The sequence below is a fragment of the Halomonas jincaotanensis genome (assembly GCF_018448785.1).
Classification (GTDB): domain Bacteria; phylum Pseudomonadota; class Gammaproteobacteria; order Pseudomonadales; family Halomonadaceae; genus Halomonas; species Halomonas jincaotanensis.
Window position 1 is genome coordinate 36,486 of the sequence record NZ_JAHCLU010000014.1, and the last position, 21,851, is coordinate 58,336.

General features: G+C 63.3%; 24 protein-coding genes. 13 read left to right on the plus strand and 11 right to left on the minus strand.

The features are described 5' to 3' along the window. Entirely contained in the window at nt 1-672 is a 672-nt protein-coding gene (trhA, locus tag KG088_RS13335; protein ID WP_213826080.1) for a PAQR family membrane homeostasis protein TrhA, read from the minus strand. Between the two features lie 673 nt (nt 673-1,345). Next, the gene (ribA, locus tag KG088_RS13340; protein WP_213826082.1) at nt 1,346-1,981 is read right to left on the minus strand and encodes a GTP cyclohydrolase II; all 636 of its coding nucleotides are present in this window, start codon (nt 1,979-1,981) and stop codon (nt 1,346-1,348) included. A 188-nt stretch (nt 1,982-2,169) separates the two neighbouring features. On the opposite strand from ribA, the gene hemE reads away from it, so the two are divergent. Then, a complete protein-coding gene (hemE, locus tag KG088_RS13345) occupies nt 2,170-3,246 on the plus strand; it encodes a uroporphyrinogen decarboxylase (protein ID WP_213826084.1) in 1,077 nt (358 codons plus the stop codon). After that, nucleotides 3,239-3,631 carry a VanZ family protein gene (locus tag KG088_RS13350; protein WP_213826086.1) on the plus strand — a complete coding sequence of 131 codons (393 nt, stop codon included), beginning with the start codon at nt 3,239-3,241 and terminating at the stop codon, nt 3,629-3,631. The genes hemE and KG088_RS13350 overlap by 8 nt, the downstream gene beginning before the upstream one ends. On the opposite strand, the gene KG088_RS13355 is transcribed toward KG088_RS13350, so the two are convergent. After that, nucleotides 3,623-4,108, minus strand: coding sequence for a hypothetical protein (locus KG088_RS13355; protein ID WP_213826088.1), 486 nt, complete (start codon nt 4,106-4,108; stop codon nt 3,623-3,625). The two genes, KG088_RS13350 and KG088_RS13355, sit on opposite strands and share 9 nt — an antisense overlap. A 258-nt stretch (nt 4,109-4,366) precedes the next feature. Between KG088_RS13355 and KG088_RS13360 the strand changes: the two genes are divergently transcribed. Next, nucleotides 4,367-4,795 carry a host attachment protein gene (locus KG088_RS13360; RefSeq protein WP_213826090.1) on the plus strand — a complete coding sequence of 143 codons (429 nt, stop codon included), beginning with the start codon at nt 4,367-4,369 and terminating at the stop codon, nt 4,793-4,795. A 102-nt stretch (nt 4,796-4,897) separates the two neighbouring features. Here the strand turns inward: KG088_RS13360 and KG088_RS13365 are convergent, their stop codons facing one another. After that, the gene (locus KG088_RS13365; protein WP_213826092.1) at nt 4,898-5,824 is read right to left on the minus strand and encodes a LysR family transcriptional regulator; all 927 of its coding nucleotides are present in this window, start codon (nt 5,822-5,824) and stop codon (nt 4,898-4,900) included. Between the two features lie 144 nt (nt 5,825-5,968). On the opposite strand from KG088_RS13365, the gene KG088_RS13370 reads away from it, so the two are divergent. Continuing rightward, on the plus strand, nt 5,969-6,745 hold the full coding sequence (locus KG088_RS13370; RefSeq protein WP_213826094.1) for a ferredoxin--NADP reductase: 777 nt from the start codon (nt 5,969-5,971) through the stop codon (nt 6,743-6,745). 186 nt (nt 6,746-6,931) lie between these two features. Here KG088_RS13370 and glnK read toward each other — a convergent pair whose 3' ends face one another. The 3 genes from glnK to KG088_RS13385 all read right to left on the minus strand — a co-directional run bounded on the left by glnK (nt 6,932) and on the right by KG088_RS13385 (nt 9,058). Further along, a complete protein-coding gene (glnK, locus tag KG088_RS13375; protein ID WP_213826096.1) occupies nt 6,932-7,270 on the minus strand; it encodes a P-II family nitrogen regulator in 339 nt (112 codons plus the stop codon). Between the two features lie 154 nt (nt 7,271-7,424). After that, nucleotides 7,425-8,675 (minus strand): ammonium transporter, encoded by a 1,251-nt coding sequence (locus tag KG088_RS13380; RefSeq protein ID WP_213826250.1) that lies wholly within the window; start codon nt 8,673-8,675, stop codon nt 7,425-7,427. A 44-nt stretch (nt 8,676-8,719) separates the two neighbouring features. Next, nucleotides 8,720-9,058, minus strand: coding sequence for a P-II family nitrogen regulator (locus tag KG088_RS13385; RefSeq protein ID WP_213826098.1), 339 nt, complete (start codon nt 9,056-9,058; stop codon nt 8,720-8,722). Between the two features lie 290 nt (nt 9,059-9,348). Here KG088_RS13385 and KG088_RS20055 point away from each other — a divergent pair, with 290 nt between their 5' ends. Together KG088_RS20055 and KG088_RS13395 are read left to right on the plus strand one after the other, a co-directional pair. Beyond that, nucleotides 9,349-9,807: an accessory factor UbiK family protein gene (locus KG088_RS20055; RefSeq protein ID WP_213826252.1), complete on the plus strand. Its 459-nt coding sequence runs from the start codon at nt 9,349-9,351 to the stop codon at nt 9,805-9,807. A gap of 73 nt (nt 9,808-9,880) precedes the next feature. After that, the gene (locus KG088_RS13395; RefSeq protein ID WP_213826100.1) at nt 9,881-11,386 is read left to right on the plus strand and encodes a YifB family Mg chelatase-like AAA ATPase; all 1,506 of its coding nucleotides are present in this window, start codon (nt 9,881-9,883) and stop codon (nt 11,384-11,386) included. A gap of 14 nt (nt 11,387-11,400) precedes the next feature. On the opposite strand, the gene KG088_RS13400 is transcribed toward KG088_RS13395, so the two are convergent. Continuing rightward, complete coding sequence (locus KG088_RS13400; RefSeq protein WP_213826103.1) at nt 11,401-11,904, minus strand: hypothetical protein; 504 nt, start codon at nt 11,902-11,904, stop codon at nt 11,401-11,403. After that, entirely contained in the window at nt 11,901-12,902 is a 1,002-nt protein-coding gene (locus KG088_RS13405; protein ID WP_213826105.1) for an alpha/beta hydrolase, read from the minus strand. The genes KG088_RS13400 and KG088_RS13405 overlap by 4 nt, the downstream gene beginning before the upstream one ends. Before the next feature lie 238 nt (nt 12,903-13,140). Here KG088_RS13405 and KG088_RS13410 point away from each other — a divergent pair, with 238 nt between their 5' ends. From KG088_RS13410 to KG088_RS13420, 3 genes are all read left to right on the plus strand, one after another. Continuing rightward, nucleotides 13,141-15,315, plus strand: a complete 2,175-nt coding sequence (locus tag KG088_RS13410) for a malate synthase G (protein ID WP_213826107.1) — start codon at nt 13,141-13,143, stop codon at nt 15,313-15,315. Between the two features lie 166 nt (nt 15,316-15,481). Further along, nucleotides 15,482-15,895, plus strand: a complete 414-nt coding sequence (locus KG088_RS13415) for a PaaI family thioesterase (protein ID WP_213826110.1) — start codon at nt 15,482-15,484, stop codon at nt 15,893-15,895. A gap of 137 nt (nt 15,896-16,032) precedes the next feature. Further along, nucleotides 16,033-17,517 carry an alanine/glycine:cation symporter family protein gene (locus KG088_RS13420; RefSeq protein ID WP_213826111.1) on the plus strand — a complete coding sequence of 495 codons (1,485 nt, stop codon included), beginning with the start codon at nt 16,033-16,035 and terminating at the stop codon, nt 17,515-17,517. Nucleotides 17,518-17,521: 4 nt separating this feature from the next. Here KG088_RS13420 and KG088_RS13425 read toward each other — a convergent pair whose 3' ends face one another. Continuing rightward, nucleotides 17,522-17,905, minus strand: a complete 384-nt coding sequence (locus KG088_RS13425) for a DUF423 domain-containing protein (RefSeq protein ID WP_213826112.1) — start codon at nt 17,903-17,905, stop codon at nt 17,522-17,524. 144 nt (nt 17,906-18,049) lie between these two features. Between KG088_RS13425 and thiS the strand changes: the two genes are divergently transcribed. From thiS to trmB, 3 genes are read left to right on the plus strand one after another with little or no spacing between them, the layout of a single operon-like run. After that, nucleotides 18,050-18,250, plus strand: coding sequence for a sulfur carrier protein ThiS (gene thiS, locus KG088_RS13430; protein WP_213826114.1), 201 nt, complete (start codon nt 18,050-18,052; stop codon nt 18,248-18,250). A 23-nt stretch (nt 18,251-18,273) separates the two neighbouring features. Further along, nucleotides 18,274-19,071 carry a thiazole synthase gene (locus tag KG088_RS13435; RefSeq protein ID WP_213826116.1) on the plus strand — a complete coding sequence of 266 codons (798 nt, stop codon included), beginning with the start codon at nt 18,274-18,276 and terminating at the stop codon, nt 19,069-19,071. A gap of 32 nt (nt 19,072-19,103) precedes the next feature. Beyond that, nucleotides 19,104-19,847, plus strand: a complete 744-nt coding sequence (gene trmB, locus KG088_RS13440) for a tRNA (guanosine(46)-N7)-methyltransferase TrmB (protein ID WP_213826118.1) — start codon at nt 19,104-19,106, stop codon at nt 19,845-19,847. Here trmB and KG088_RS13445 read toward each other — a convergent pair. Then, complete coding sequence (locus KG088_RS13445; protein ID WP_213826121.1) at nt 19,774-20,835, minus strand: DMT family transporter; 1,062 nt, start codon at nt 20,833-20,835, stop codon at nt 19,774-19,776. The two genes, trmB and KG088_RS13445, sit on opposite strands and share 74 nt — an antisense overlap. A gap of 92 nt (nt 20,836-20,927) precedes the next feature. Here KG088_RS13445 and KG088_RS13450 point away from each other — a divergent pair, with 92 nt between their 5' ends. Then, nucleotides 20,928-21,812 carry a LysR substrate-binding domain-containing protein gene (locus KG088_RS13450; protein WP_213826123.1) on the plus strand — a complete coding sequence of 295 codons (885 nt, stop codon included), beginning with the start codon at nt 20,928-20,930 and terminating at the stop codon, nt 21,810-21,812. Nucleotides 21,813-21,851: the final 39 nt, after the last annotated feature.

Sequence of the window (21,851 nt, forward strand, 5' to 3'; positions counted from 1 at the left end):
TCAGGCCTGGTAGGGCAACACATCGGTATAGACCGCGAGGTAATGGCATACGCTGCCGGCAATGACGAACAGGTGCCAGATGGCGTGGTTATAGGGTATGGCGCGGATCGCGAAGAACAGCACGCCGCCGGTATAGGCGAGCCCACCTGCCACCAGCAGGCTCAGGCCGGTCTCAGAAGTGACTTCTCCGAGCTCGCCGGACGCCGACACGATCAGCCAGCCCATGGCGAGGTAGACGATGACGTGGAGTACGCCAAAGCGTTTCGGCCAGACCAGCTTGAGCACGATCCCCGCGAGCGCTAGCGCCCAGATGATCGTCAGCAATGTCCAGCCAACGGAATGGCGAAGGTTGACCAGCAGGAAGGGCGTATAGCTGCCGGCGATCAGCGCATAGATGGCGCAGTGATCCAGCAACCGATAGAGCCGTTTCAGTTTCAGCCGTTGCGTGGCGTGGTACAGGGTCGAGGCGGTATAGAGCAGTACCAGGGTGGCACCGTAGAGGCTGACCGCGACCACTTTCCAGACATCGACCTGGGGCGCCAGCGAGGCCAGCAGGATCAGCGTGATCATGCCGGCAAGGCTCAACAGGGCACCGATGCCGTGGCTGATGCTGTGCAGCCACTCTTCGAGAAGCGTGAAGCCGAACTCTGAAGATGCCGGGTCGCGGTTCAATGGCTATTCCTCTATTATCCTTTCCTGATTACGCATCTTGGTAAGCTATTAGGTCGGGCCGGGGGCATATTGATCCAGAAAATATAGGGTCACTAAAAAGTTGGCCATTTGAACTCGAATCCTTGAGAGCTACTTTTTTCGAGTCCGATATTTCGTGGTATCAACACCCCCACTATTGCCAGAAACATTTTTCATGGCGCATCAGAAGTGTGCATCAGTAGATTAACGATTCTTTCATGTGACAGGGAAACTCAGTCAAGATACGCTGCATTTGCGTCCATGTAAGACAGTTGAATCCGCGCCCGCTCGCCCCAGAACTCTAGGACTTCAACATCAAATGAAGTTGATTTTACTTTCTCGAATGAATTGGATTTAAGTTTCGGGGTATTCATGAACATTACTCTTTATAGGGCTGCGTTATTACGTTTTCAGCGCGGGAAGCAACGTCCTTGTTTATACATATCCTTTGCCACGTCCCCCTAATGATGACCCTTTCGGCACGTACTTACTGTGCGCTGGCGAACGCAGTGTTGCGGAATCGCCAGAAGTGCAGGTTGTAGATGGAGGCTCATAGCCCTTAGCCTGGAATCGCCAGTTATGAGACGTTCATGGGCATAGGCCGGGATCCCCAAGGTCCCGAAATATCGCAGGCCATCGCTGACCTCTTTCGGACTCAGGGCTTGCGTTCGATGTCGACGTCGCTGGCCTGGGTGAAATCATCCAGTGCCATCAGGTGGCCGAGCTTGCCGGCCTTGGTGGTGAGGTACTGCTCGTTGTGCGGATTGAGGCCAGTGGTAATGGGGAGCCGCTCGCTAATGGTGACGCCGTCACGGGATAACGCCTCGACCTTGCGCGGGTTATTGGTCATCAGCCGCAGGGCATTGATTCCTAGATGGTCGAGCATCGGCACACAGAGATCGTAACGGCGCAAGTCGGCACCGAAGCCCAGCTGCTCGTTGGCCTCCACGGTGTCGGCGCCCTTGTCCTGGAGGTGATAGGCGCGAATCTTGTTGAGCAAGCCGATGCCGCGACCCTCCTGACGCAGGTAGAGCAGCACTCCCCGACCTTCCTCGGCAATGCGCTTGAGCGCTTCCTGAAGTTGATAACCGCAGTCGCAACGCATCGAGAACAGCGCATCGCCGGTTAGACACTCGGAGTGCACCCGCCCCAGCACCGGTGCACTGTCGGCCACTTCGCCTAACGTCAGGGCAATATGATCCTTGCCGGTGGCGTCGTCTTCGAAGCCATGCATGGTGAAGGTGGCCCAAGGAGTGGGTAGCCGGGAGTCGGCGATGAATCGGATCGTCACGAAATACCTCGGTGTCAGGCCCTTCTTTTTTGTCCACGGCAGGGCGGTGGCGGCGGGTGGACGGCCATTCTAACAGGAAGCCGCGACGGGCTCACGAATCGTAAGGCCAGCGTCAGGCGCTGGCGCGCTGTTCGGGCTCGGATGTTCGGGTACAATAGCGCCCACATTTCCCGTGGATGAGCGCCTGCATGGAACTCAAGAATGATCGCTTGCTGCGCGCCCTGGCGCGCCAACCGGTGGATCGTACGCCGGTATGGATGATGCGTCAGGCCGGCCGTTACCTTCCCGAATATCGACAGGTGCGGGGCGAGGCTGGCAGCTTCATGGACCTGTGTCGCGATCAGGATCGAGCCTGCGAAGTGACCCTGCAGCCGCTGGAGCGCTACCCCCTGGACGGGGCCATCCTGTTCTCGGACATCCTGACAATTCCCGATGCCATGGGCCTGGGGTTGTATTTTGAGACCGGCGAGGGGCCGAAATTTCGCAAGCCGGTGCGCACCACCGCCGACGTCAAGGCGCTGGTGGCGCCGGATGCCGAGCGCGATCTCGATTACGTGATGCGGGCGGTCGCGACGATCCGTCGTGAACTCAACGGCCGGGTGCCGCTGATCGGCTTCACCGGCAGCCCCTGGACGCTGGCGACCTACATGGTGGAAGGCGCTTCCAGCAAGGACTTCCGTCACGTCAAGACGATGCTCTACGACACTCCCGACACTATGCACCGATTGCTCGATACCCTGGCGCATGCGGTCACCGATTACCTCAACGCCCAGATCCGCGCCGGCGCTCAGGTGGTGCAGATCTTCGATACCTGGGGCGGGTCGCTGTCGACCCCGGCCTACCTGGAGTTCTCGCTGCGCTATATGGAGCAGATCGTCGCGGGTCTGATCCGCGAGCACGAGGGTCGTCGGGTGCCGGTGATCCTGTTCACCAAGAATGGTGGGCAGTGGCTCGAGGACATGGCCACCTCGGGGGCCGACGCCCTGGGGCTGGACTGGAGCACTGAGCTTTCCGATGCGCGTGCGCGTGTCGGAAAGCGAGTCGCCCTGCAGGGCAATCTCGACCCCAACGTGCTGTTCGCCCGCCCCACGGCGATCCGTGCCGAGGTCGCGCGGGTTCTGGACAGCTACGGCAGCGGGCCGGGGCATATCTTCAATCTTGGCCACGGCATCAGCCAGTTCACCGATCCGGCGCATGTCACCGCTTTCATGGACGCCCTGCACGAGCTGAGCCCTGCCTATCATCGCCAGATTCAGCATGGTTGAGTGGCTGCGGCGGGTAGCCTGGAGCGAGGATAGCAAGTGGCGCCGCCGCTGGGCGCTGCTGGCCGGACTAGCGGCGTTGATGATCGCTTTTGGCAGTCTCGTCCCGGGAAACGAGATGCCCTCGAACCTGCCGTGGGACAAGGCGAATCATTTCATCGGCTACGCCGGTTTATCAGGACTGATGGGCCTCGCTGGCGTGCGTCTGCCACTCGCTTTTGTGGCCGCGTTGAGTTTCGGTATCGCCATCGAGTTACTGCAGATCCCGGTCGCCGGCCGCGGCGGTGGCGACTGGGCCGATATCCTCGCCAACGGCCTGGGCGCGGCCGCGGCTGTCGTCGTGCTGCTGGGGTTGCGTAGCCTGCCGCTGGAGCAGCGTTCAGGGTGAGCCCTTGCCTAGCGGGTCGGCATCGGCCAGATCGACGGTCGGCTCGTGGTTGGCGGCTTGAGGACGCAGGCGTTCGGCGGGTCGTCTCACCCGGGCACTGCCGACCACGCCTGTGTCGGTGTCCACCGGACGCGCCTCGCTGGTCCAGGAGTCGTCCTCGTCGTGTACGGCGGGACGGCGCTCGAAGGAGCGGGTGATGACGGCGCCGGGCGTGAAGCCGGGTCGAAGGTTCGAGAGGTGGTAAGGCAGCAGCCACAACTCGGCCAGCAGCCGCAGGCCGATGGCGCTCAGCAGCCAAGCGGCAACGCCGAGTGCCAGCGTCGGCCAGACGTTGACCCAGGCGACGGGAGCCACCCAAGGCGTACGGGGAACCAGCCACAACGCTGCCCCAATCACCAGACCCAACTGCAGCAGCAGGTGGCAGGTCAGCAGGGTGGAGCGGGCGAGTGGGCGGCGGGGAAACAGGAACTGTAGCATCGGAGTCCTCCCGGGAATAACGCATCAAGGCGATGAGCGAACCAGTCTCCGTACTGGCCCTTGGGAATGCTACTCCAGTTTTCGCGGCGCTGCAGCACTGCAGAGCAATTAGCCCGCACCGCTGTTGACCCTTCGAGGGGGCCTTGCCAATCTTTAACGTGCAGTTCTTGAATCTGCAATACTTGAATATGCAACAAAGGCAGGAAGCCCGGATAGGGCAGGCCTGCGTCGTATCTCCCCCCGCCTCAAGGAGCGGCTATGACAACCTATATCGTGGTAGCAGATGCAGCACGGGCCAGGATCTTCACCCGTGATGCGCTCAAGCTGGTCGAGCAGGAGAGCCTGGTGCACGCCGAGGGTCGACTGCACGAAGGCGATCTGGTGACCGATCGTGGAGGCGACGTGCACGAGTCGACATCGACTACCTCGCGCTCCTCAGGCCAGGAAAACTCTGCCACGAATCATGAAGATGAAATCTTCGCCAAACAGGTGTCCGAGCGTCTCTATCGGGCACGCGTCGAAAACACGCTGGAAAAGCTGATCCTGGTGGCGCCGCCGCGTTTTCTGGGTCGGCTTCGCGACAAGCTCGACGGCCCCACTGCCAAGCGGGTAATCCACACCCTCTCCAAGGATCTCTCCAAGGGCAGCTTGGAAAGCATCCAGGATGCAGTCAGTGATCTACGCTGAGTGAGGCCTGTCCTCCCCTGACTACGCAAGTTTGCCCGACAACTGGTGTTCGGCCCCTGTCCGGCGTCAGTTGTCGGGGATGGCCTGCCTTAGTGATGAACGTCAGCCCACATGGGGCAGATCGATCTCGTCGCTGCGCTTGACGCCCTCGGTCATTTGCCGGCACAGCCGCAAGAATTCACGCATGCCGGTGGCCAGGTACTTGTGACGGTGCCAGATGAAGCTGAACTGGCGGCTAAGGTCGAGTTCGGGCGTCGGAATAGGCACCAGACTGCCGCGACGGAAGGCATCCCGCAGGGCCAGTCGTGACACGCAGCCAATGCCTAAACCCGACTCGACGGCCCGCTTGATCCCTTCGGTGTGTTCCAGTTCCAGCAAGGTATTGAAGCGACCGCGACGGTGCCGGGCGGCCTGTTCCAGGGTCAGGCGGGTGCCCGAGCCCTGCTCACGCATGATCCAGTCCTCTCTCAGCAGTCGGTCCAGTTCGATCGGCCCCTTTCCGGCCAGCGCATGGCGTGGCGAGCAGAACACCGCCAGGTCGTCTTCTACCCAGGGCTGGGTAATGACGTCGTCGTCTTCGCACTGTCCCTCGATCAGCCCTAGGTCCAGCTCGTGCTGGCGTATACGGTCGATGATGGCGCGAGTGTTGCGCACCGACAGTCGCACTCGGCTTCCGGGGTGGCGCTGCATGAAGTCGCTGATCAGCAGCGTCGCCAGATAGTTGCCGATGGTCAGGGTGGCGCCCACGTCCAGCGATCCCACGCCCTGCTGGCCCCGCAGCAGCTCCTCGACTTCCTCGGCGCGGTCAAGCAGGGCCACGGCCTTGGGCAGGAGTTGGAAGCCCAAGGCATTGAGCTTCAACCGCTTGCCGATTCGATCCAGTAGCTGGCAATCGAACTGACGCTCGAGTTCGCCCAGCGCCGTGCTCGCCGCCGACTGCGAGAGCGCCAGTACCTTGGCGGCGCGCGAGACGCTCTCGTATTGGGCCACGGCGATGAAGACTTCTAGCTGACGCAGGGTATAGCGCATGAACCGGCTCCTCAGTCTGTATATCTATATTATAGATGATCGATATCCATACAAACCATTTAACAGATATTCGCCGGTCTCTTAGAATTGTTATCAAATCTAATCAAGACAAATTATTCGAATCGGGAATATCGAGGAGTCGGCATGAGCAAGTTCGCCCTGGAAGAAGTCCTGAGTGTTCACCATTGGAACGACACCTTGTTCAGCTTTCGCACCACGCGTGAGCGCAGTCTGCGTTTCAAGAACGGTCAGTTCGTGATGATCGGCCTCGAGGTTGCCGGCAAGCCACTGATGCGGGCCTATTCTATTGCCAGCCCCAATTACGAGGATCATCTAGAGTTCTTCAGCATCAAGGTGCCGGACGGCCCGCTCACCTCACGGCTCCAGCACCTGCAGGTTGGCGACCAGATCATGGTCAGCCGCAAGCCTACCGGCACCCTGGTCACCGATGACCTGTTGCCGGGCCGTAATCTCTACCTGTTTTCCACCGGCACCGGGCTCGCCCCGTTCATGAGCCTGATCCAGGACCCTGAAGCGTACGAGCGCTTCGAGAAGATTGTGCTGATTCACGGGGTACGTAACGTCAGCGAACTCGCCTACGCGGAGTTCATTCAAAAGGCACTGCCCGCTCATGAGTACCTCGGCGAGGAGATCAGCGAGAAGCTGGTTTATTACCCCACCGTGACTCGTGAGGACTTCCACACCCAGGGTCGGCTGACCGACCATATCCGCAGTGGCAAGCTGGCCGAGGATACCGGCCTGCCGCCGCTGGATCCGCGCCAGGACCGTGCGATGATCTGCGGTAGCCCGGCGATGCTTGACGACACCAGCGGCCTGCTCGACGATCTCGGCTTCACGATTTCGCCGCGGATGGGTGAGCCCGGTGACTACGTGATCGAGCGCGCCTTCGTGGAGAAGTAAGCGCCCAGCTGCAAGCGCCTAGCGCCCGGCAGATACGGCGGGTGAAGAGGTTGAAAACGATAAACCCCGCGGGATGTGGAATCCGGCGGGGTTTCTTCGTGGACGTTACAACAACCGGTGGCATCATCCTGTGGCGCTCGGCGCTCGGCGCTCGGCGCTCGGCGCTCGGCGCTCGTCGCTCGGCGCTTAGACCGCGTCTTTTCCGGTCTCGCCGGTACGGATGCGGATCACCTGCTCCATCGGCATGACGAAGATCTTGCCGTCGCCGATCTTGCCCGTGTTGGCGACTTGCGTGATGGCGTCGATCACCTTGTCGGCCATGTCGTCGTCAATGGCGACTTCCAGTTTCACTTTGGGGAGAAAGTCGACCACATATTCGGCGCCGCGATAGAGCTCGGTATGGCCTTTCTGCCGACCAAAGCCCTTGACCTCAGTCACGGTGATGCCCTGAACGCCAATTTCGGAGAGGGATTCACGCACGTCGTCCAGCTTGAAGGGTTTAATGATGGCGGTTACCAGTTTCATGATCTCTGTCCTCGTCCTGTCCGGGTGACGATGGCGGTCACCATCGCGCGTGTGAGGTGGCGTTGGAGACAAGCATACACCGCGTGGCCTGGGAAGAAAAAAGGCCTCCCTAAGGAGGCCAGTAGGAGCCGACCGGCTCACTCGGTATGTCGCCTCATTTCTTCGAGGCGCTAAACTCCGGGTAGGCTTCCAGGCCACACTCGGCCAGGTCGACCCCTTCGTATTCTTCTTCTTCGCTGACGCGAACACCCATGATGGCCTTGAGGATCAGCCAGACGATCAGGCTTGCACCGAACACCCAGCCGAAGATGCCGAGGATACCAATGATCTGTGCACCGAAGCTGGCATCACCATTCGTCAGCGGCACGACCATCACGCCCCAGATGCCGACCACGCCGTGCACCGAAATGGCACCGACCGGATCGTCGATCTTGAGCTTGTCGAAGGCGACGATGGCGGCGACGACGATCAGGCCACCCACGGCACCGATCATGGCGGCGCCTAGCGCGGAGGGCGACAGGGGATCGGCGGTGATGGCGACCAGGCCGGCCAGGGCGCCGTTCAGGGCCATGGTCAAGTCGGCCTTGCGGAACCACAGCTTGGCCAGGATCAGCGCGGCGATCACGCCACCGGCGGCCGCGGCGTTGGTGTTTACGAATACCTGGGCGACATTGTTGGCGGACGCCGCATCGGAGAGCTTCAATTCAGAGCCGCCGTTGAAGCCGAACCAGCCCATCCACAGGATAAACGTACCCAGGGTCGCCAACGGTAAGTTGGCACCGGGAATCGCGTAGATGCTGCCATCCTTGCCGTACTTGCCCTTACGCGGCCCGAGCACCAGCACACCAGCGAGGGCTGCCGCAGCACCTGCCAGGTGCACGATGCCGGAACCGGCATAATCCGAATAGCCGACCTCGGAGAGCCAGCCGCCGCCCCAGGTCCAGTAGCCGGAGGTAGGGTAGATAACACCCGTCATCACCACGGCGAAGGCCAGGAAGGCCCACAATTTCATGCGCTCGGCCACGGCACCGGAGACGATGGACATGGCGGTCGCCACGAACACCACCTGGAAGAAGAAATCGGAGCGCATGGAGTAGTAGGGTGCGCCCTCTTCACCGGAGGTGATGGCGTCGACGGTATTCTCGCCACCGATCAGAAAGCCCAGATTGGGCAGGATGCCGCCGGCACTGCTGGAGTACATCAGGTAGTAGCCGAGCAGCAGATACATGGTGCAGGCAATGGCGAACAGCGCGACGTTCTTGGTCAGGATCTCGGCGGTATTCTTTGAGCGCACCAGGCCGGCCTCGAGCATCGAGAAGCCGGCGGCCATCCACATGACCAGCACGCCGCAGATCAGAAAGTAGAAGGTGTCGACGGCGTACATCAGCTCGACAAGTTCGGGAATATCATTCATAGGGAACTCTCCGTAGAGGGGATCGGTAAGCGACTTCAGACGGCGTCGGCACCGCGCTCGCCGGTGCGGATGCGGATGACATCCTCGAGTGGCGTGACGAAGACCTTGCCGTCGCCGATCTTGCCGCTGTTGGCGGAGGTGCAGATGGCGTCGAGCACCCCTTCGAGTCGCGCGTCGTCGACAGCGACTTCCACCTTGACCTTGGGCAGGAAGTCGACCACGTATTCCGCCCCACGGTAGAGCTCGGTGTGGCCCTTCTGGCGGCCAAAGCCCTTGACCTCGGTGACGGTAATTCCCTGTACGCCGTTCTCGGCCAGCGCCTCGCGAACGTCGTCGAGCTTGAATGGCTTGATGATGGCGGTGATGAGCTTCATCCCGTATCTCCACTACTGAGTTAGTGACGGCAACTTGCCGCCGATGCATGACGATTGCGACCATGCGTAAAGCATGCCAGAAGCCAGTAGTCATCAATTATTTCAGTAAGATAGTGAGATTGTTTCGGCGCTTTATACGGCTGTCGTCGTGTAGAGACAGTTATAGTGCACCGATTTGGTGCTTTGCGGCGGTGCATGTGCGCTAAAAGAGAGCATGGCGGGAGAGCATGCGTATCATCGACGCCTTGCGTATCCTGTGGTCAGGCACTTCATTAATCAGGAGAGACCCCATGGTGAGCCATGACCGTATTAGCCGCCTGGCCCAGCAGATCGGCGACCGTTTGCAAGGCGCCTCGCGGGCCCCCGAGGAAATGCAGAAAGGGATTCAACAGGTGGTGCGTGGCGCCGTCGACCGCCTCGAGCTGGTGTCGCGCGAGGATTTCGACATCCTGATGGATGTTCTACAGCGCACCCGGGGCCGGATCGAGGCGCTGGAAAAGCAGGTCGCTGAGCTGGAAAAAGCGGTACAGGGCAATCCATCGACCACGACTGCGCAAGGTACTGAGACGGATTGGACCGCCACAGGCGCAACAGCAGGCGAAGGTGTGGCCAAAAAAGCGGCAGATAAGCCCTCTCAGGCGTCGCCGACTCCCGATGTGACGGCTGACGAGCCAGGCGCAAAGGGGCCTTCCACGCCAGGCCATTCTGCGCTAGACAACGAGCCCCGCGACGACAAGAGGAATCCGTAATCCGCTGCGTCATTGGGCGAGGCGTGCCGACCTGGGGTAGCCTAAGGGCACATTCGCGGCGAAGGGCGCCTTTATGACGCTGGCAATCATCCATACCCGTGCCGGGCTCGGTCTCGAGGCGCCAGAAGTGCAGGTCGAGGTGCATCTGGCCAACGGCCTGCCCGGCATGACCCTGGTGGGCCTGCCCGAGACCGCCGTCAAGGAGAGCCGCGAACGCGTCCGCAGCGCCTTGGTCAATGCCGGCTTCGATTTTCCCAATACGCGCCGCATTACCCTGAACCTATCGCCCGCCGATCTGCCCAAGGACGGCGGGCGCTTCGATCTGCCCATCGCCCTAGGTTTGCTGGTGGCGTCTGGTCAGGTGCCGCCAGAAGCCCTCGAGGGTCTGGAGTGCGTCGGTGAGCTAGCCCTGGATGGTCGGCTTCGCCAGGTAAACGGCGTCTTGCCGTTGGCGCTCGCCACTCGCTCAGCCGGCAGGAAGCTCATCGTGCCGCGTGCCAATGCCGATGAGGCGGCACTGGCCGGCGACCTGCAGGTCATCGCCGCCGATCATCTGCTCGAGGTGGTGGCCCACCTGCTCGGCCAGACACCGATTCCGGCGCACCGTCTCGAGCGACCGGCGCCGGCGGTGGATCTGGGCGCCGATCTGGCCGAGGTGCGCGGTCAGCACCAGGCACGCCGGGCATTGGAGGTCGCCGCGGCCGGGGGGCATAATCTTCTGTTTGCCGGGCCGCCGGGTACCGGCAAGACCATGCTGGCCAGTCGTCTTCCCGGCATTCTGCCGCCGCTCAGCGAGGAGGAGGCCTTGGAAGTCGCCGCCATTCGTTCGGTAAGCGGATTGGCGCTGCGTGAAGAATGGGGACGTCGTCCCTTCCGTTCGCCACACCATACCGCCAGCGCCGTCGCTCTCGTGGGTGGCGGCTCTCGGCCGCGTCCCGGTGAAATCTCCCTGGCTCACCATGGGGTGTTGTTCCTGGACGAGCTTCCCGAGTTTTCGCGTCACGTGCTGGAGGTGATGCGCGAACCCATGGAATCGGGGCGCATCCATATCGCGCGGGCCAATCACGAGCGCCGCTTTCCGGCACGCTTCCAGTTGGTGGCGGCAATGAATCCCTGCCCCTGCGGCCACCTCGGCGACCCACGCCAGCGCTGTCAGTGTACTGCGGCGCAGATCCAGCGCTACCAGGCTCGATTATCCGGGCCGTTGCTCGACCGCATCGATCTTCAGGTGGAGGTTCCGGCCCTGCCGCCCGAACAGCTCACCTCGCGGGTGGCCGGAGAGCCTTCGGCGGTGGTTCGAGAGCGCGTCATGGTCGCTCGGCAACGCCAGTTGGAACGGAGATCACTCAACGCCCAACTGGCTGGGCGCGAGCTCGAGGCCGCTTGCGCCCTCTCGACGGGCGATCGCGCCTGGCTGGCCGGGGTGCTGGAACGGCTCAAGCTGTCGGCGCGGGCCTACCATCGCGTGCTGAGGGTGGCCTTGACCTTGGCCGATCTGGCCGGCTTGCCGCATCCCGAGCGTGATCAGCTGATCGAGGCGATCGGTTATCGACAGTTGGATCGTCTGCTCAAGCGATAAGTCCCCACTGCCTCCTAGAGCGCGCTGGCATCCAGGGCCCCGCTGATGTCGGTGGTCCACAGTGCGGTCTCACTGCCAGGGCGGCGCAGTGCCAGGGTCAACCGATAGGGCAGCAGGTCGCGGTCGGAAAGGGTCAGGCGTGGGCCGTCGGCGTCCAGCCGACTTTCCAAGCGCCACTGGTTATCGCCTCCGCCCTCTCTCATGACGTCGCTCCAGTTGAGGACCTGCGGGCCGTCGGTGGCGCCCAGCAGCGCCCGGGTCAGGCTCTCGCGTAGCCGCTCCTGGTCGATGCCCAGGGTGGGGTCGACCTCCGGGGTCGCCAGCAGCAGTACCTGGCTGGTGCCTGGCGAGGGGAGCGCCGGCGCGGCGAGGACGCGCTCGGCGGCCACTTCACCGAGACCATAGAGTGCCTGGCGGAGGGTTTCGGGGCGCTCGGGCGCACCGGCGCATCCGACCAGTTGGGTCGTCAGAAGGACTATCAGCAGGGTTGCTGGAAGGGATGCGGGACGAGCATTCATCGGCGTCGGGTCTCCGGGGGCGCGCCAGCCAGATGCGTGGCATCAGGTTCCAGCGTAGCAACGAAGCGGTCGAGGGTCTTGAACAAGGCCTTGCGGATCGGCTCGGCTTCGTTGACCAGATGATGACGAGCCTCAGGATGGCGGTGGATCTCGGCATTGGGAAACTTGTTCTCGAGCACCGCGAGGTTCCATTCCCAGTCCACCGTCAGGTCCTGCTCGCCTTGCAGGATCAGCGTCGGCACATTGCTGGGGGTCAGCGCGAGCAGCTGGGGCATCCAGCGGCGCATGGCGCTGACCCATTCCATTTCCAGACGCTGCGCCTGCAGAGGGTCGCCTTCGCGGAGGAAGGTGGCGAATTCGGCGTCGGTCGAGTTATCGCGAAACTTGCGCGGTATCGAGCTCACGAACGGCTCCACAAGACGATGCAGCCAGCTCGATTGATTCCACCCCCAGGGACGCACCAGCGGCGCCAGCAGGGCAAGACCGGCCCAGTGCTGGTCATCGCCGCGGGCAAGGGCATCGGTGGCGAGTATTGCCGCCCCGGTGCTTTGGCCGATGCCGAGCCAGGGACGCGGCGCCATGTCCTGGGCGTCAAGCTGCTGCTGCAGGGCACGTAGACAGCGGCCATAGTCTTCAAAATCGTTGATGGAGGCGCGCGGCCCGCTCGACAGGCCATGGCCGGGCAGATCCCAGAGTACCACCCGCCAACCGCGATCGAGCAGCCGTTCCAGAAGGTGGCGATACAGTCCCAGATGATCGAAATAGCCGTGCACCACGAAAGCCGTCCCGATCGGGGCGTCTGGGCTCCACACCTGCGTCCAGAGGCGAAAGGGCGGAGCGTCCACGTAACCGGCGTAAAGGCCTACATGGTCGACCAGCAGCGGTGCTAGCCCATAATGGGTCAGGTAATGCTCGAGGTGGCCTCGACCGGCTACCTGCTCGGTCAGTTCGACCAGACGAACCGGGCCCAAAGCCTGCAGTGGGGTAAAATCACTCATCGCATCCTCCGCAACGCTGGGCCATGCTAGCGTCATGCCGCTAGGTGAGTCACTGAATTCCGTTCGAGGCAAGCGGTCGAGGCTTAAGTGGCTTGTTCTTTTGGTCGAGTTCGACATGACATTGCGGGTTGATGGGTTTACAAATGGAAGTATTTTCCACAAAATTCATCCCCACGCTGTTTCTATTCCCTGGCCGGCCTCGTCACCGACCGGCTGCCAAGCACGAGGAGATCCATCCATGACCGAACGTGTCACTCGCCACCGTCTGCAGGTGGCCGCCGAGTTGGACCGTTTCATCAACGAGCGTGCACTTCCCGGTACTGGCGTCGACCCCGAGGCCTTCTGGTCCGGCGTGGATGCCCTCTTCCATGATCTGACCCCGACGAACCACGAATTGCTCGCCGAGCGCGACCGCCTGCAGGAAACCCTCGATACCTGGCATCGCGAGAATCCTGGTCCGGTGCGCGACATGGCCGCCTATCGGGCCTTCTTGGGCGAGGTCGGCTATCTGGTCGAATCGCCGTCCAGGGTCAGCGTAACGACCGCCAATGTCGATCGCGAAGTCGCCGTCCAGGCCGGTCCGCAGCTGGTGGTTCCGGTCAACAACGCCCGCTATGCCCTCAACGCCGGCAACGCCCGCTGGGGCAGCCTCTATGATGCCTTGTATGGTACCGATGCGATCTCCGAAGCGGACGGCGCCGAGAAAGGCACGAGTTTCAATCCCAAGCGTGGCGAGAAGGTCATCGCCTATGCGCGCAGCGTTCTGGATCGTGCCGCACCGCTGGCGACCGGCTCGCATCGTGACGCCGTCAACTACGCATTGCGTGATGGTCACCTGATCGTCACCCTCGAGGGCGGCCGCGATACCGGCCTCAAGGACCCGGGCAAGCTGGTGGGCTTCGACGGCGATGCCGCCAGCCCTGAGGCAATCCTGTTGGTCAATCACGGCCTGCATCTGGAGATCCAGATCGACCCGAGCCACCCGATCGGCAAGACCGATCCGGCCGGCGTCAAGGACTTGGTTGTCGAGGCTGCTCTGACCGCGATCATGGACTGCGAAGATTCCGTGACGGCGGTGGACGCCGAGGACAAGGTTGGGGTCTATGCCAACTGGCTGGGGCTGATGAAGGGCGATCTGGAAGAACAGGTGGAAAAGGGCGGCAAGACCATTACCCGCCGCCTCAACCCCGATCGCACCTGGACCGACACCCGCGGCGGTACCGTGACCCTGCCAGGGCGCTCGCTGATGTTCGTGCGTAACGTCGGCCATCTGATGACCACACCGGCGGTGCTCGATGCCGAGGGCAACGAACTGCCGGAAGGCATCCTCGATGCCGTGATGACCTCGCTGATCGCCATTCACGACCTCAAGAAGGGCGCCGACGAGCCGCGCAACTCGCGCAGTGGCTCGGTCTACATCGTCAAGCCGAAGATGCACGGGGCGAAGGAGGTGGCGTTCTCCAACACCCTGTTCGGCCGCGTCGAGGACATCCTGGGCCTGACGCGCGATACCCTGAAAATGGGCATCATGGACGAGGAGCGCCGCACCTCGGTGAATCTCAAGGCGTGTATCAATGAGGCGACCTCGCGGGTGGTGTTTATCAACACCGGCTTCCTCGACCGCACCGGCGACGAGATGCACACCGCCATGGAAGCCGGGCCAATGATCCGCAAGGGCGAGATGAAGAGCTCGGCCTGGATCGGCGCCTACGAGCGTAACAATGTCCAGGTCGGCCTGGCCTGCGGCCTGCGCGGCCGCGCCCAGATCGGCAAGGGCATGTGGGCCATGCCGGACCTGATGGCGGCGATGCTCGAGCAGAAGATCGGCCACCCCAAGGCCGGTGCCAACACCGCCTGGGTGCCGTCGCCCACCGCCGCTGCCCTGCACGCCCTGCACTACCATCAGGTGGATGTCACCGAGGTGCAGCGCGAACTGGAAAGCCAGGGTGAACCGGACTTCCTCGATGACCTGCTGACCGTGCCGGTGGCCGAGAATCCGAACTGGAGCGATGACGAGATCCAGCAGGAGCTCGACAACAACTGCCAGGGCATCCTTGGCTACGTGGTGCGCTGGGTGGAGCATGGCGTGGGCTGCTCCAAGGTGCCGGATATCCATGACGTCGGCCTGATGGAAGATCGCGCGACGTTGCGTATCGCCAGCCAGCTGTTGGCCAATTGGCTGCACCACGGGGTGGTCGACGCCGGGCGCATCCAGGCGACCCTGGAGCGCATGGCCAAGGTGGTCGACGAACAGAATGCGGGTGACCCTGCGTACGTGCCGATGAGTGCCGATTTCTCGGCCTCCACTGCCTTCCAGGCGGCCAGTGACCTGATCTTCAAGGGTCGCGTTCAGCCTTCCGGTTACACCGAGCCGCTGCTGCATCACTGGCGTGCCGTGCACAAGGCCAAGTAATCGAGACGAGGAATCGCGACGGGTTACGCGCTACGAGCGCCCCTGCGGTCTGACCGCAGGGGCGCTCGCGTTGATAGACACGACCGGTGACGACTGTGCGCCGTCGCTCGCCTGGGCTATCGTGATCGGGTTATCTGGAGCCCACGTCGCCTGCCGGAGCCAAGCCATGACCGTGATGACCGCCGCCGCCATCCAGGACTTCCTCGATGACGTCTTTCCCCAGCGTGACGGCACGATCGAGGGCGTCGACCACATGCGCGCCACCATGAGCCTGGCCATCGAGGACGAGCATCTGCGTCCCGGCGCCAGCGTCTCCGGCCCGACGATGATGGGACTGGCCGATGTCTGCCTGTATGTGGCGATACTGGCCCAGATCGGCCCGGAGCCGATGGCGGTGACCGCGAATCTCAACTGCCACTTCCTGCGGCGCGCCCGTGGCGACCGTGACCTGATCGCCAACGCTCGCGTGGTCAAGCTGGGCCGGCGCCTGGCGGTCGGCGAGGTGCAGCTCTTCTCTGCCGGCGACGACGCGCCGGTGGCGTTGGTGACCGCGACCTATGCCCTTCCCGACCAGGAGTGAGCTTTTCCTCGCGCCGAGCGAGCTCGTGAGCGAAGCACCTGACAGCAGAGGATGGCTTGGCTACCTTGAGGAGGCACTGCCAGTATCTCTGCCGATCACTTGACCACATCGCTTCCCCCTGACCGGAGATGCGCCACATGGATGTCCTGCTTTCCCTTCTCCTGACCTTGCGCGACGCCGCTTACGCTGTCATGACGCCGGTCAGTGACTTCGTCTGGTCCTACATTCTGGTCTATCTGCTATTGGGGGCGGGGATACTCTTCACGGTGCTCACCCGCGGCATGCAGTTCCGCCTCTTTGGCCATATGGCCAGAGTCACGCTTTCGTCACGCGGGGCGGGAGGCGGTATCAGCGGCTTTCAGGCCTTTGCTACCTCCATGGCGGCTCGGGTCGGGACCGGTAATCTCGCTGGGGTGGCCATCGCCCTCTGGGTGGGGGGACCGGGCGCCATCTTCTGGATGTGGATCACGGCCTTGGTCGGCTTCTCGACTGCCTTCGTCGAATCGACCCTGGCCCAGACCTACAAGCACCGCCATGAGGACGGCGTCTTCCGCGGGGGGCCGGCCTACTACATCGAGCGCTGCCTGGGCTGGCGCTGGCTGGGCATGCTGTTCGCCTTCTTTCTCATCGTCGCCTACGGCCTCGCCTTCAACGCGGCCCAAGCCAATACCATCGCCCAGGGCTTGAGCGGGGCCTTTGGGGTGCCGTCGTGGATCACTGGAGTCGCGCTGGTGCTGCTGGTCGCGCTGGTGATATTTGGAGGTCTCAAGTCGGTGGCCCGTACCGCCGAGAAGATCGTGCCGACCATGGCGATTCTCTACCTGATCGTGGCGCTGGTGATCCTCGCCATGAATTTGCCCGAAGTGCCGGCGATGCTGGCGCTGATCTTCAAGAGTGCCTTCGGTTTCGGCCCCGCCGTCGGCGGGGCAGCGGGTTATGCCATCAAGGTGGCCATGGAGAATGGCATCAAACGTGGCCTTTTCTCCAACGAGGCTGGCATGGGATCGACGCCCAACGCCGCTGCCCAGGCCAACGTCAAGCATCCCGCGGCCCAGGGTCTGGTGCAGTCGTTCGGGGTCTTCGTCGATACCATCGTTATCTGCAGCTGCACGGCGGTGGTGATCCTGCTGTCGGGCGTCTACGAGACACTGCTGGCGACGTCACCCGGTGACTCCATCCAGGGCATCCAGCTGACCCAGGACGCGATGGTCGATCACCTCGGCGGTTTCGGTGAGATCTTCATCGCGGTGATCATCTTCTTCTTCTCCTACACTTCGCTGCTGGCCAACTACTCCTTCTCGTCGATCAATATCGAGTATCTTTTTCGCGGTCACGCCCGAGCGGCTGATCACACCCTGCGCTGGGCTATCCTGGCCATGGTGATGATAGGGTCCGTCGCTCAGTTGACCTTCGTCTGGGACTTCGCCGACCTGACCATGGGGCTGATGGCCACTACCAACCTCTTCGCCATCCTGGTCATGGTGCCCTCGGCGCTCGCCGTGCTGAAAGATTACGAGCGCCAGCGGCGCGAAGGCATCGAAGAGCCCGTCTTCGACCCCAGCGTGCTCAAGCGACCCGAGCTGGTAGATGCCGACGTCTGGCCGATGCCAACATCGAGGTAGCGTCTCAAGTAATGCGCCTGGCGCGTATGACACTACTGGCAAGTGCTAGCCAGCCGCCGATCAACAGCACGCCTCCGATGGGCGTGACGACCCCCAGCGCGCCGACTCCCGAAAGGGCCATGGCGTACAGCGAGCCGCTGAAAAGCAGCATGCCGGCCGCCCAAAGCCCCAGCCCGAGGACTTGCCCGGCGAGTGGCAGGGAGGCGCGCCACGCCAGCACCCCCAGCATCGCCAGGGTATGCCAGGCCTGATAGCGCACGCCGGTCTCGAAGGCCGCCGCGAGCCGTTGCGCTAGCTGACCCTCCAGGCCATGGGCGCCGAAGGCCCCGGCCAGCACCACCAGCGCGCCGGACAGCGCCGTGCCCAACCACCAGCCTCTGTCTTGCATGTCGTCGTCTCCTTGCGAGCGAATCGCTGCTTACCGTACCCCGCCGGTCTCGAGTCGGCTACAATATGGCTCCATGAAAACGACGATTGCGGAGCGCCAATGACGTATGCCTCGTTGAGCGCAAGCGCATCGAGAGAGGACGCCATGCAAATATTACTCAATGGCGAGACCCGAGCCCTGGAGTCCAACGCGACGGTTGCCGAGCTGGTCGAGTCGCTCGGCCTCGCCGGTCGGCGCATCGCCGTGGAAGTCAACGAAGAGATCGTGCCCAAGAGCGAGCACGATGGCATCCGACTGACCGAGGGCGACCGGGTCGAGGTCGTCCACGCCATCGGCGGCGGTTAGCCGTCGGCCTACAGGAGCCCCATATGAGTGACTTTTTCCAGGATTCGCCGCTGCGTATCGCCGGGCGCGAGTTCGCCTCTCGCCTGCTGGTCGGCACCGGCAAATACCGTGACTTCGACGAGACGGCCGAGGCCATCGCCGCCAGCGGCGCCGAGATCGTGACCTTTGCCGTCAGGCGCACCAATCTGGGGCAGGACGCCGGTGAGCCCAACCTGCTCGACGCCGTGCCACCGGAGCGTTTCACCCTGCTACCCAATACCGCCGGCTGCTACACGGCCAAGGACGCCGTGCGGACCTGCAAACTGGCCCGCGAGCTGCTCGATGGTCACAACCTGGTCAAGCTCGAGGTGCTGGGCGACGATGCGACCCTCTACCCCAACGTCGTCGAAACGTTGTCGGCCGCCGAGACGCTGATCGCCGACGGCTTCGATGTCATGGTCTACACCAGCGACGACCCGATCGTCGCCCGCGAGCTCGAGCGCCTGGGTTGCTGCGCGATCATGCCGCTGGGCTCACTGATCGGCTCGGGCCACGGCATCCAGAACCCTTACAACATTCGCCTGATCATCGAGCAGTCCGGGGTGCCGGTATTGGTGGACGCCGGCATCGGCACCGCCTCCGAGGCCGCCCTGGCCATGGAGCTGGGCTGCGATGCCGTACTGATGAACTCCGCCATCGCCCATGCCCGACAGCCGGTATTGATGGCCGGTGCCATGAAGAAGGCCATCGAGGCCGGACGCGAGGCCTTCCTGGCCGGGCGCATGCCGCGTCGCCAGAGCGCCGAGCCTTCTTCGCCCTTCGCCGGCCGCATCCACGGCTGAGTTTCCCGAACCGTTTTTTATCACGAGATACCATGACCGATCTGAACACGCACGATCCTGCCAGCGCCGGCCCCGAGTGGCCGGACGCTCCCCTGCATCGTCGCGGCATCAAGAGCTATGTGCTGCGTGCTGGGCGCATGACCCAGGCACAGTCACGCGGACTGGAAGAAGTATGGCCGCGGCTGGGCCTGACCCTGGCAGAGGGCCGTCAGGATCTCGATGCGCTGTTCGGTCGCCAGGCACCGCGTGTGGTCGAGATCGGTTTCGGTATGGGCGCCTCGCTGGTCGAGCAGGCCGAGCGCCATCCTGACACCGACTTCATCGGCATTGAAGTCCATGCCCCCGGCGTTGGCAAGTTGCTGGATGAAGCCGACAAGCATGGCCTGACCAACCTGCGTGTGTACCGTGAGGATGCCCTGGCGGTGCTGGAACAGTGCCTGCCCGAGGCGAGCCTGGACACCTTGCAGCTGTTCTTCCCCGACCCATGGCCGAAGAAGAAGCATCACAAGCGGCGCATCGTCCAGCCGGCCTTTATCGAGCTGATCCGCACGCGCCTGAAGATCGGCGGAACGCTGCACATGGCCACCGACTGGGAAGCCTATGCCGAGTGGATGGCCGAGGTGCTGGGCGCCGCGCCCGGCTATGCCAATACCACCGACTCGGCCATGTCATCCTGCGTGCCGCGCCCCGAATTTCGGCCGCTCACCAAGTTCGAGGCGCGTGGCGAGCGGCTGGGGCACGGCGTCTGGGACCTGATCTACCGGCGTACGGCCTGACGCGACGCGAGGCTGTGGTCGTCGTCTTATGACCGGACGGTGACTGGCGTCGGCCGGCCAGCAGGGCAACGATGGCGCCCAGCAAGCCCAGCGTCATGCCGAAGGTGCCCAGCCAGCCCGGCAGTTCACCGAACATCAAGGCCGTCCAGCCCAGGGTGGCGGCCGGGGTCAGGGCGATGAGGGCGGCACTGCGGCCGACGCCGAAGCGCTGCAGGCTGGCATTGAAGAAGCCGTAGCCGCCGAAGGTTGCCAGCACGATCAACCATACCAGCGCCATCACGCTATCCGTTGTCAGCGGCGGCGGGGCCACCCGTCCTTCGTCGAGTCCCCATGCAGCGGCGAAGAAGACGACCGTGGCCGCTGCCAGTTGGGCGGTCAGGCGTGCTTCCAGGGGCAGCGAGGTCGGCCGGCGCGCCGTCATGACGCTGCCCAGGGTGACGGCCACCACAGCCAGTAATGGCAACCCATAGCTCCAGGCCGGGGCGCCGCCGACGCCCTGCATATCATCCAGCACACTCAGGCCGGCGCCCAACGTCGCGACCGTCATCCCCAACCACTGCAGCGGCCTTGAGCGCTCGCCCAGCCACCACCCGGCCAGGGTGATGGCAGCCAAGGGCTGCAGGGCGCCGATCAGCGACGCCAACCCGGTGCTGACTCCCTGCTCGATGGCCAGCAGCATGGCCAGGAGATAAACCCCCACCGTCAGGCTACCGACCAGCGCATCGGCGGCAAGGTCGAGAGGCGCTACGATCTGCCGGCCATTTCGCCGGGCGCGCAGGATCCACCAGCCTGCTACCAGCAGGGTGGCCAGCGCGAAGCGCCAGGCGTAGAGCGCAAGCACGGGGGTGTCCAGCTCGACGCCCAGGCGACTCCCGACGAACCCGCTGCTCCAGCAGACAACGAAACCGATGGCGACGGCCAGGCAGCCCAATGGCAACAAGCTCGGGTGAGGCAGCTGATAGGAGAAATGGCGGCTGAGAGCGAACATTGGGACTTCCTGGCGGGTCGGTGACTTGTGCCGCCATTCTGGTCCGTCTAAAGTCTTCAGGGAATCGATACTATTTTCACTGAGCGTTCAATATGGCTGAAGTCTCAACGTCGGCGCTGGATCTCGAGGCCCTTCGCAGTTTCGTGCTGGTCGCCAGGCTGGGCACCCTGGCGGCAGCCGCGGAAGAGCGACATCGTACGGTCAGCGCCCTAAGCATGCAGATCAAGCGCCTGGAGGCGCACCTCGATGCGCGCCTGCTGGTCCGCAGTGCCAAGGGAATGACGACCACCCCGACCGGTGAGGCGTTATTGGGCGAGGCGCGTGAGCTGTTGCGCCAGCACGATGGGCTGGTGGCACGCATCAGCGGACGCGGGCTGAGAGGGCGAGTACGCTTCGGTATGCCCGAGGATTTCGCCTCTCGCATCGTCGGGCGCCTGCTGCCCGACTACCTGGCGCGCCACCCCGACGTGGTGCTGGAGGCCGTGACGGCGACCAGTGGAGATCTGGCGCGACGGCTTGAGCGCGGTGAGCTGTCGCTGATCGTCGCCCTGGATCGCCCTCACCACCTCATGGGTGGCGAGCCGCTATGGCGAACTACGCCGGTCTGGGCCGGGGCTCGAGAGCTTCGGCTGTCCCCGGGGCAGCCGTTGCCACTGGCGCTTCATCCGGTGGACTGCCCCTATCGCCACCTCGGGGTAGAGGCGCTTGCGGCCATCGGTCGCAGTTGGCATGCCGTCTTCACCAGCACCAGCCTGCATGCGGTGGAAACGGCAGTGGAGTCCGGATTGGCGGTGAGCATTCTGGAGCGAGACAGGCTGACACCGACCATGCGTGAACTGGGCGAAGCCGAAGGACTGCCCGTGCTTCAGGGCTGCGAGGCGCAGTTGCATTACGGGCGTCGTGTCTCTGCCGCCTCCTGGCCTGCCGTCGAGGCGCTCGGCGAGATGCTGACACAGCATCTCGGGCGACATGGCTGAGCGGCTCACCCAAAAGAGCTCACGAAGGCTCAGATAAAA

What these genes read in the sequence shown, in the direction of transcription:
- trmB (WP_213826118.1), top strand. Translation starts at nt 19,104, where the DNA reads ATGACCGATCTGAACACGCACGATCCTGCCAGCGCCGGCCCCGAGTGG.
- KG088_RS13420 (WP_213826111.1), top strand. Translation starts at nt 16,033, where the DNA reads ATGGATGTCCTGCTTTCCCTTCTCCTGACCTTGCGCGACGCCGCTTAC.
- KG088_RS13425 (WP_213826112.1), bottom strand. Translation starts at nt 17,905, where the DNA reads ATGCAAGACAGAGGCTGGTGGTTGGGCACGGCGCTGTCCGGCGCGCTG.
- KG088_RS13415 (WP_213826110.1), top strand. Translation starts at nt 15,482, where the DNA reads ATGACCGTGATGACCGCCGCCGCCATCCAGGACTTCCTCGATGACGTC.
- KG088_RS13385 (WP_213826098.1), bottom strand. Translation starts at nt 9,058, where the DNA reads ATGAAGCTCATCACCGCCATCATCAAGCCATTCAAGCTCGACGACGTT.
- KG088_RS13360 (WP_213826090.1), top strand. Translation starts at nt 4,367, where the DNA reads ATGACAACCTATATCGTGGTAGCAGATGCAGCACGGGCCAGGATCTTC.
- KG088_RS13450 (WP_213826123.1), top strand. Translation starts at nt 20,928, where the DNA reads ATGGCTGAAGTCTCAACGTCGGCGCTGGATCTCGAGGCCCTTCGCAGT.
- KG088_RS13350 (WP_213826086.1), top strand. Translation starts at nt 3,239, where the DNA reads ATGGTTGAGTGGCTGCGGCGGGTAGCCTGGAGCGAGGATAGCAAGTGG.
- KG088_RS20055 (WP_213826252.1), top strand. Translation starts at nt 9,349, where the DNA reads ATGGTGAGCCATGACCGTATTAGCCGCCTGGCCCAGCAGATCGGCGAC.
- KG088_RS13395 (WP_213826100.1), top strand. Translation starts at nt 9,881, where the DNA reads ATGACGCTGGCAATCATCCATACCCGTGCCGGGCTCGGTCTCGAGGCG.
- KG088_RS13355 (WP_213826088.1), bottom strand. Translation starts at nt 4,108, where the DNA reads ATGCTACAGTTCCTGTTTCCCCGCCGCCCACTCGCCCGCTCCACCCTG.
- KG088_RS13405 (WP_213826105.1), bottom strand. Translation starts at nt 12,902, where the DNA reads ATGAGTGATTTTACCCCACTGCAGGCTTTGGGCCCGGTTCGTCTGGTC.
- thiS (WP_213826114.1), top strand. Translation starts at nt 18,050, where the DNA reads ATGCAAATATTACTCAATGGCGAGACCCGAGCCCTGGAGTCCAACGCG.
- KG088_RS13400 (WP_213826103.1), bottom strand. Translation starts at nt 11,904, where the DNA reads ATGAATGCTCGTCCCGCATCCCTTCCAGCAACCCTGCTGATAGTCCTT.
- KG088_RS13435 (WP_213826116.1), top strand. Translation starts at nt 18,274, where the DNA reads ATGAGTGACTTTTTCCAGGATTCGCCGCTGCGTATCGCCGGGCGCGAG.
- glnK (WP_213826096.1), bottom strand. Translation starts at nt 7,270, where the DNA reads ATGAAACTGGTAACCGCCATCATTAAACCCTTCAAGCTGGACGACGTG.
- KG088_RS13370 (WP_213826094.1), top strand. Translation starts at nt 5,969, where the DNA reads ATGAGCAAGTTCGCCCTGGAAGAAGTCCTGAGTGTTCACCATTGGAAC.
- KG088_RS13410 (WP_213826107.1), top strand. Translation starts at nt 13,141, where the DNA reads ATGACCGAACGTGTCACTCGCCACCGTCTGCAGGTGGCCGCCGAGTTG.
- KG088_RS13365 (WP_213826092.1), bottom strand. Translation starts at nt 5,824, where the DNA reads ATGCGCTATACCCTGCGTCAGCTAGAAGTCTTCATCGCCGTGGCCCAA.
- KG088_RS13445 (WP_213826121.1), bottom strand. Translation starts at nt 20,835, where the DNA reads ATGTTCGCTCTCAGCCGCCATTTCTCCTATCAGCTGCCTCACCCGAGC.
- hemE (WP_213826084.1), top strand. Translation starts at nt 2,170, where the DNA reads ATGGAACTCAAGAATGATCGCTTGCTGCGCGCCCTGGCGCGCCAACCG.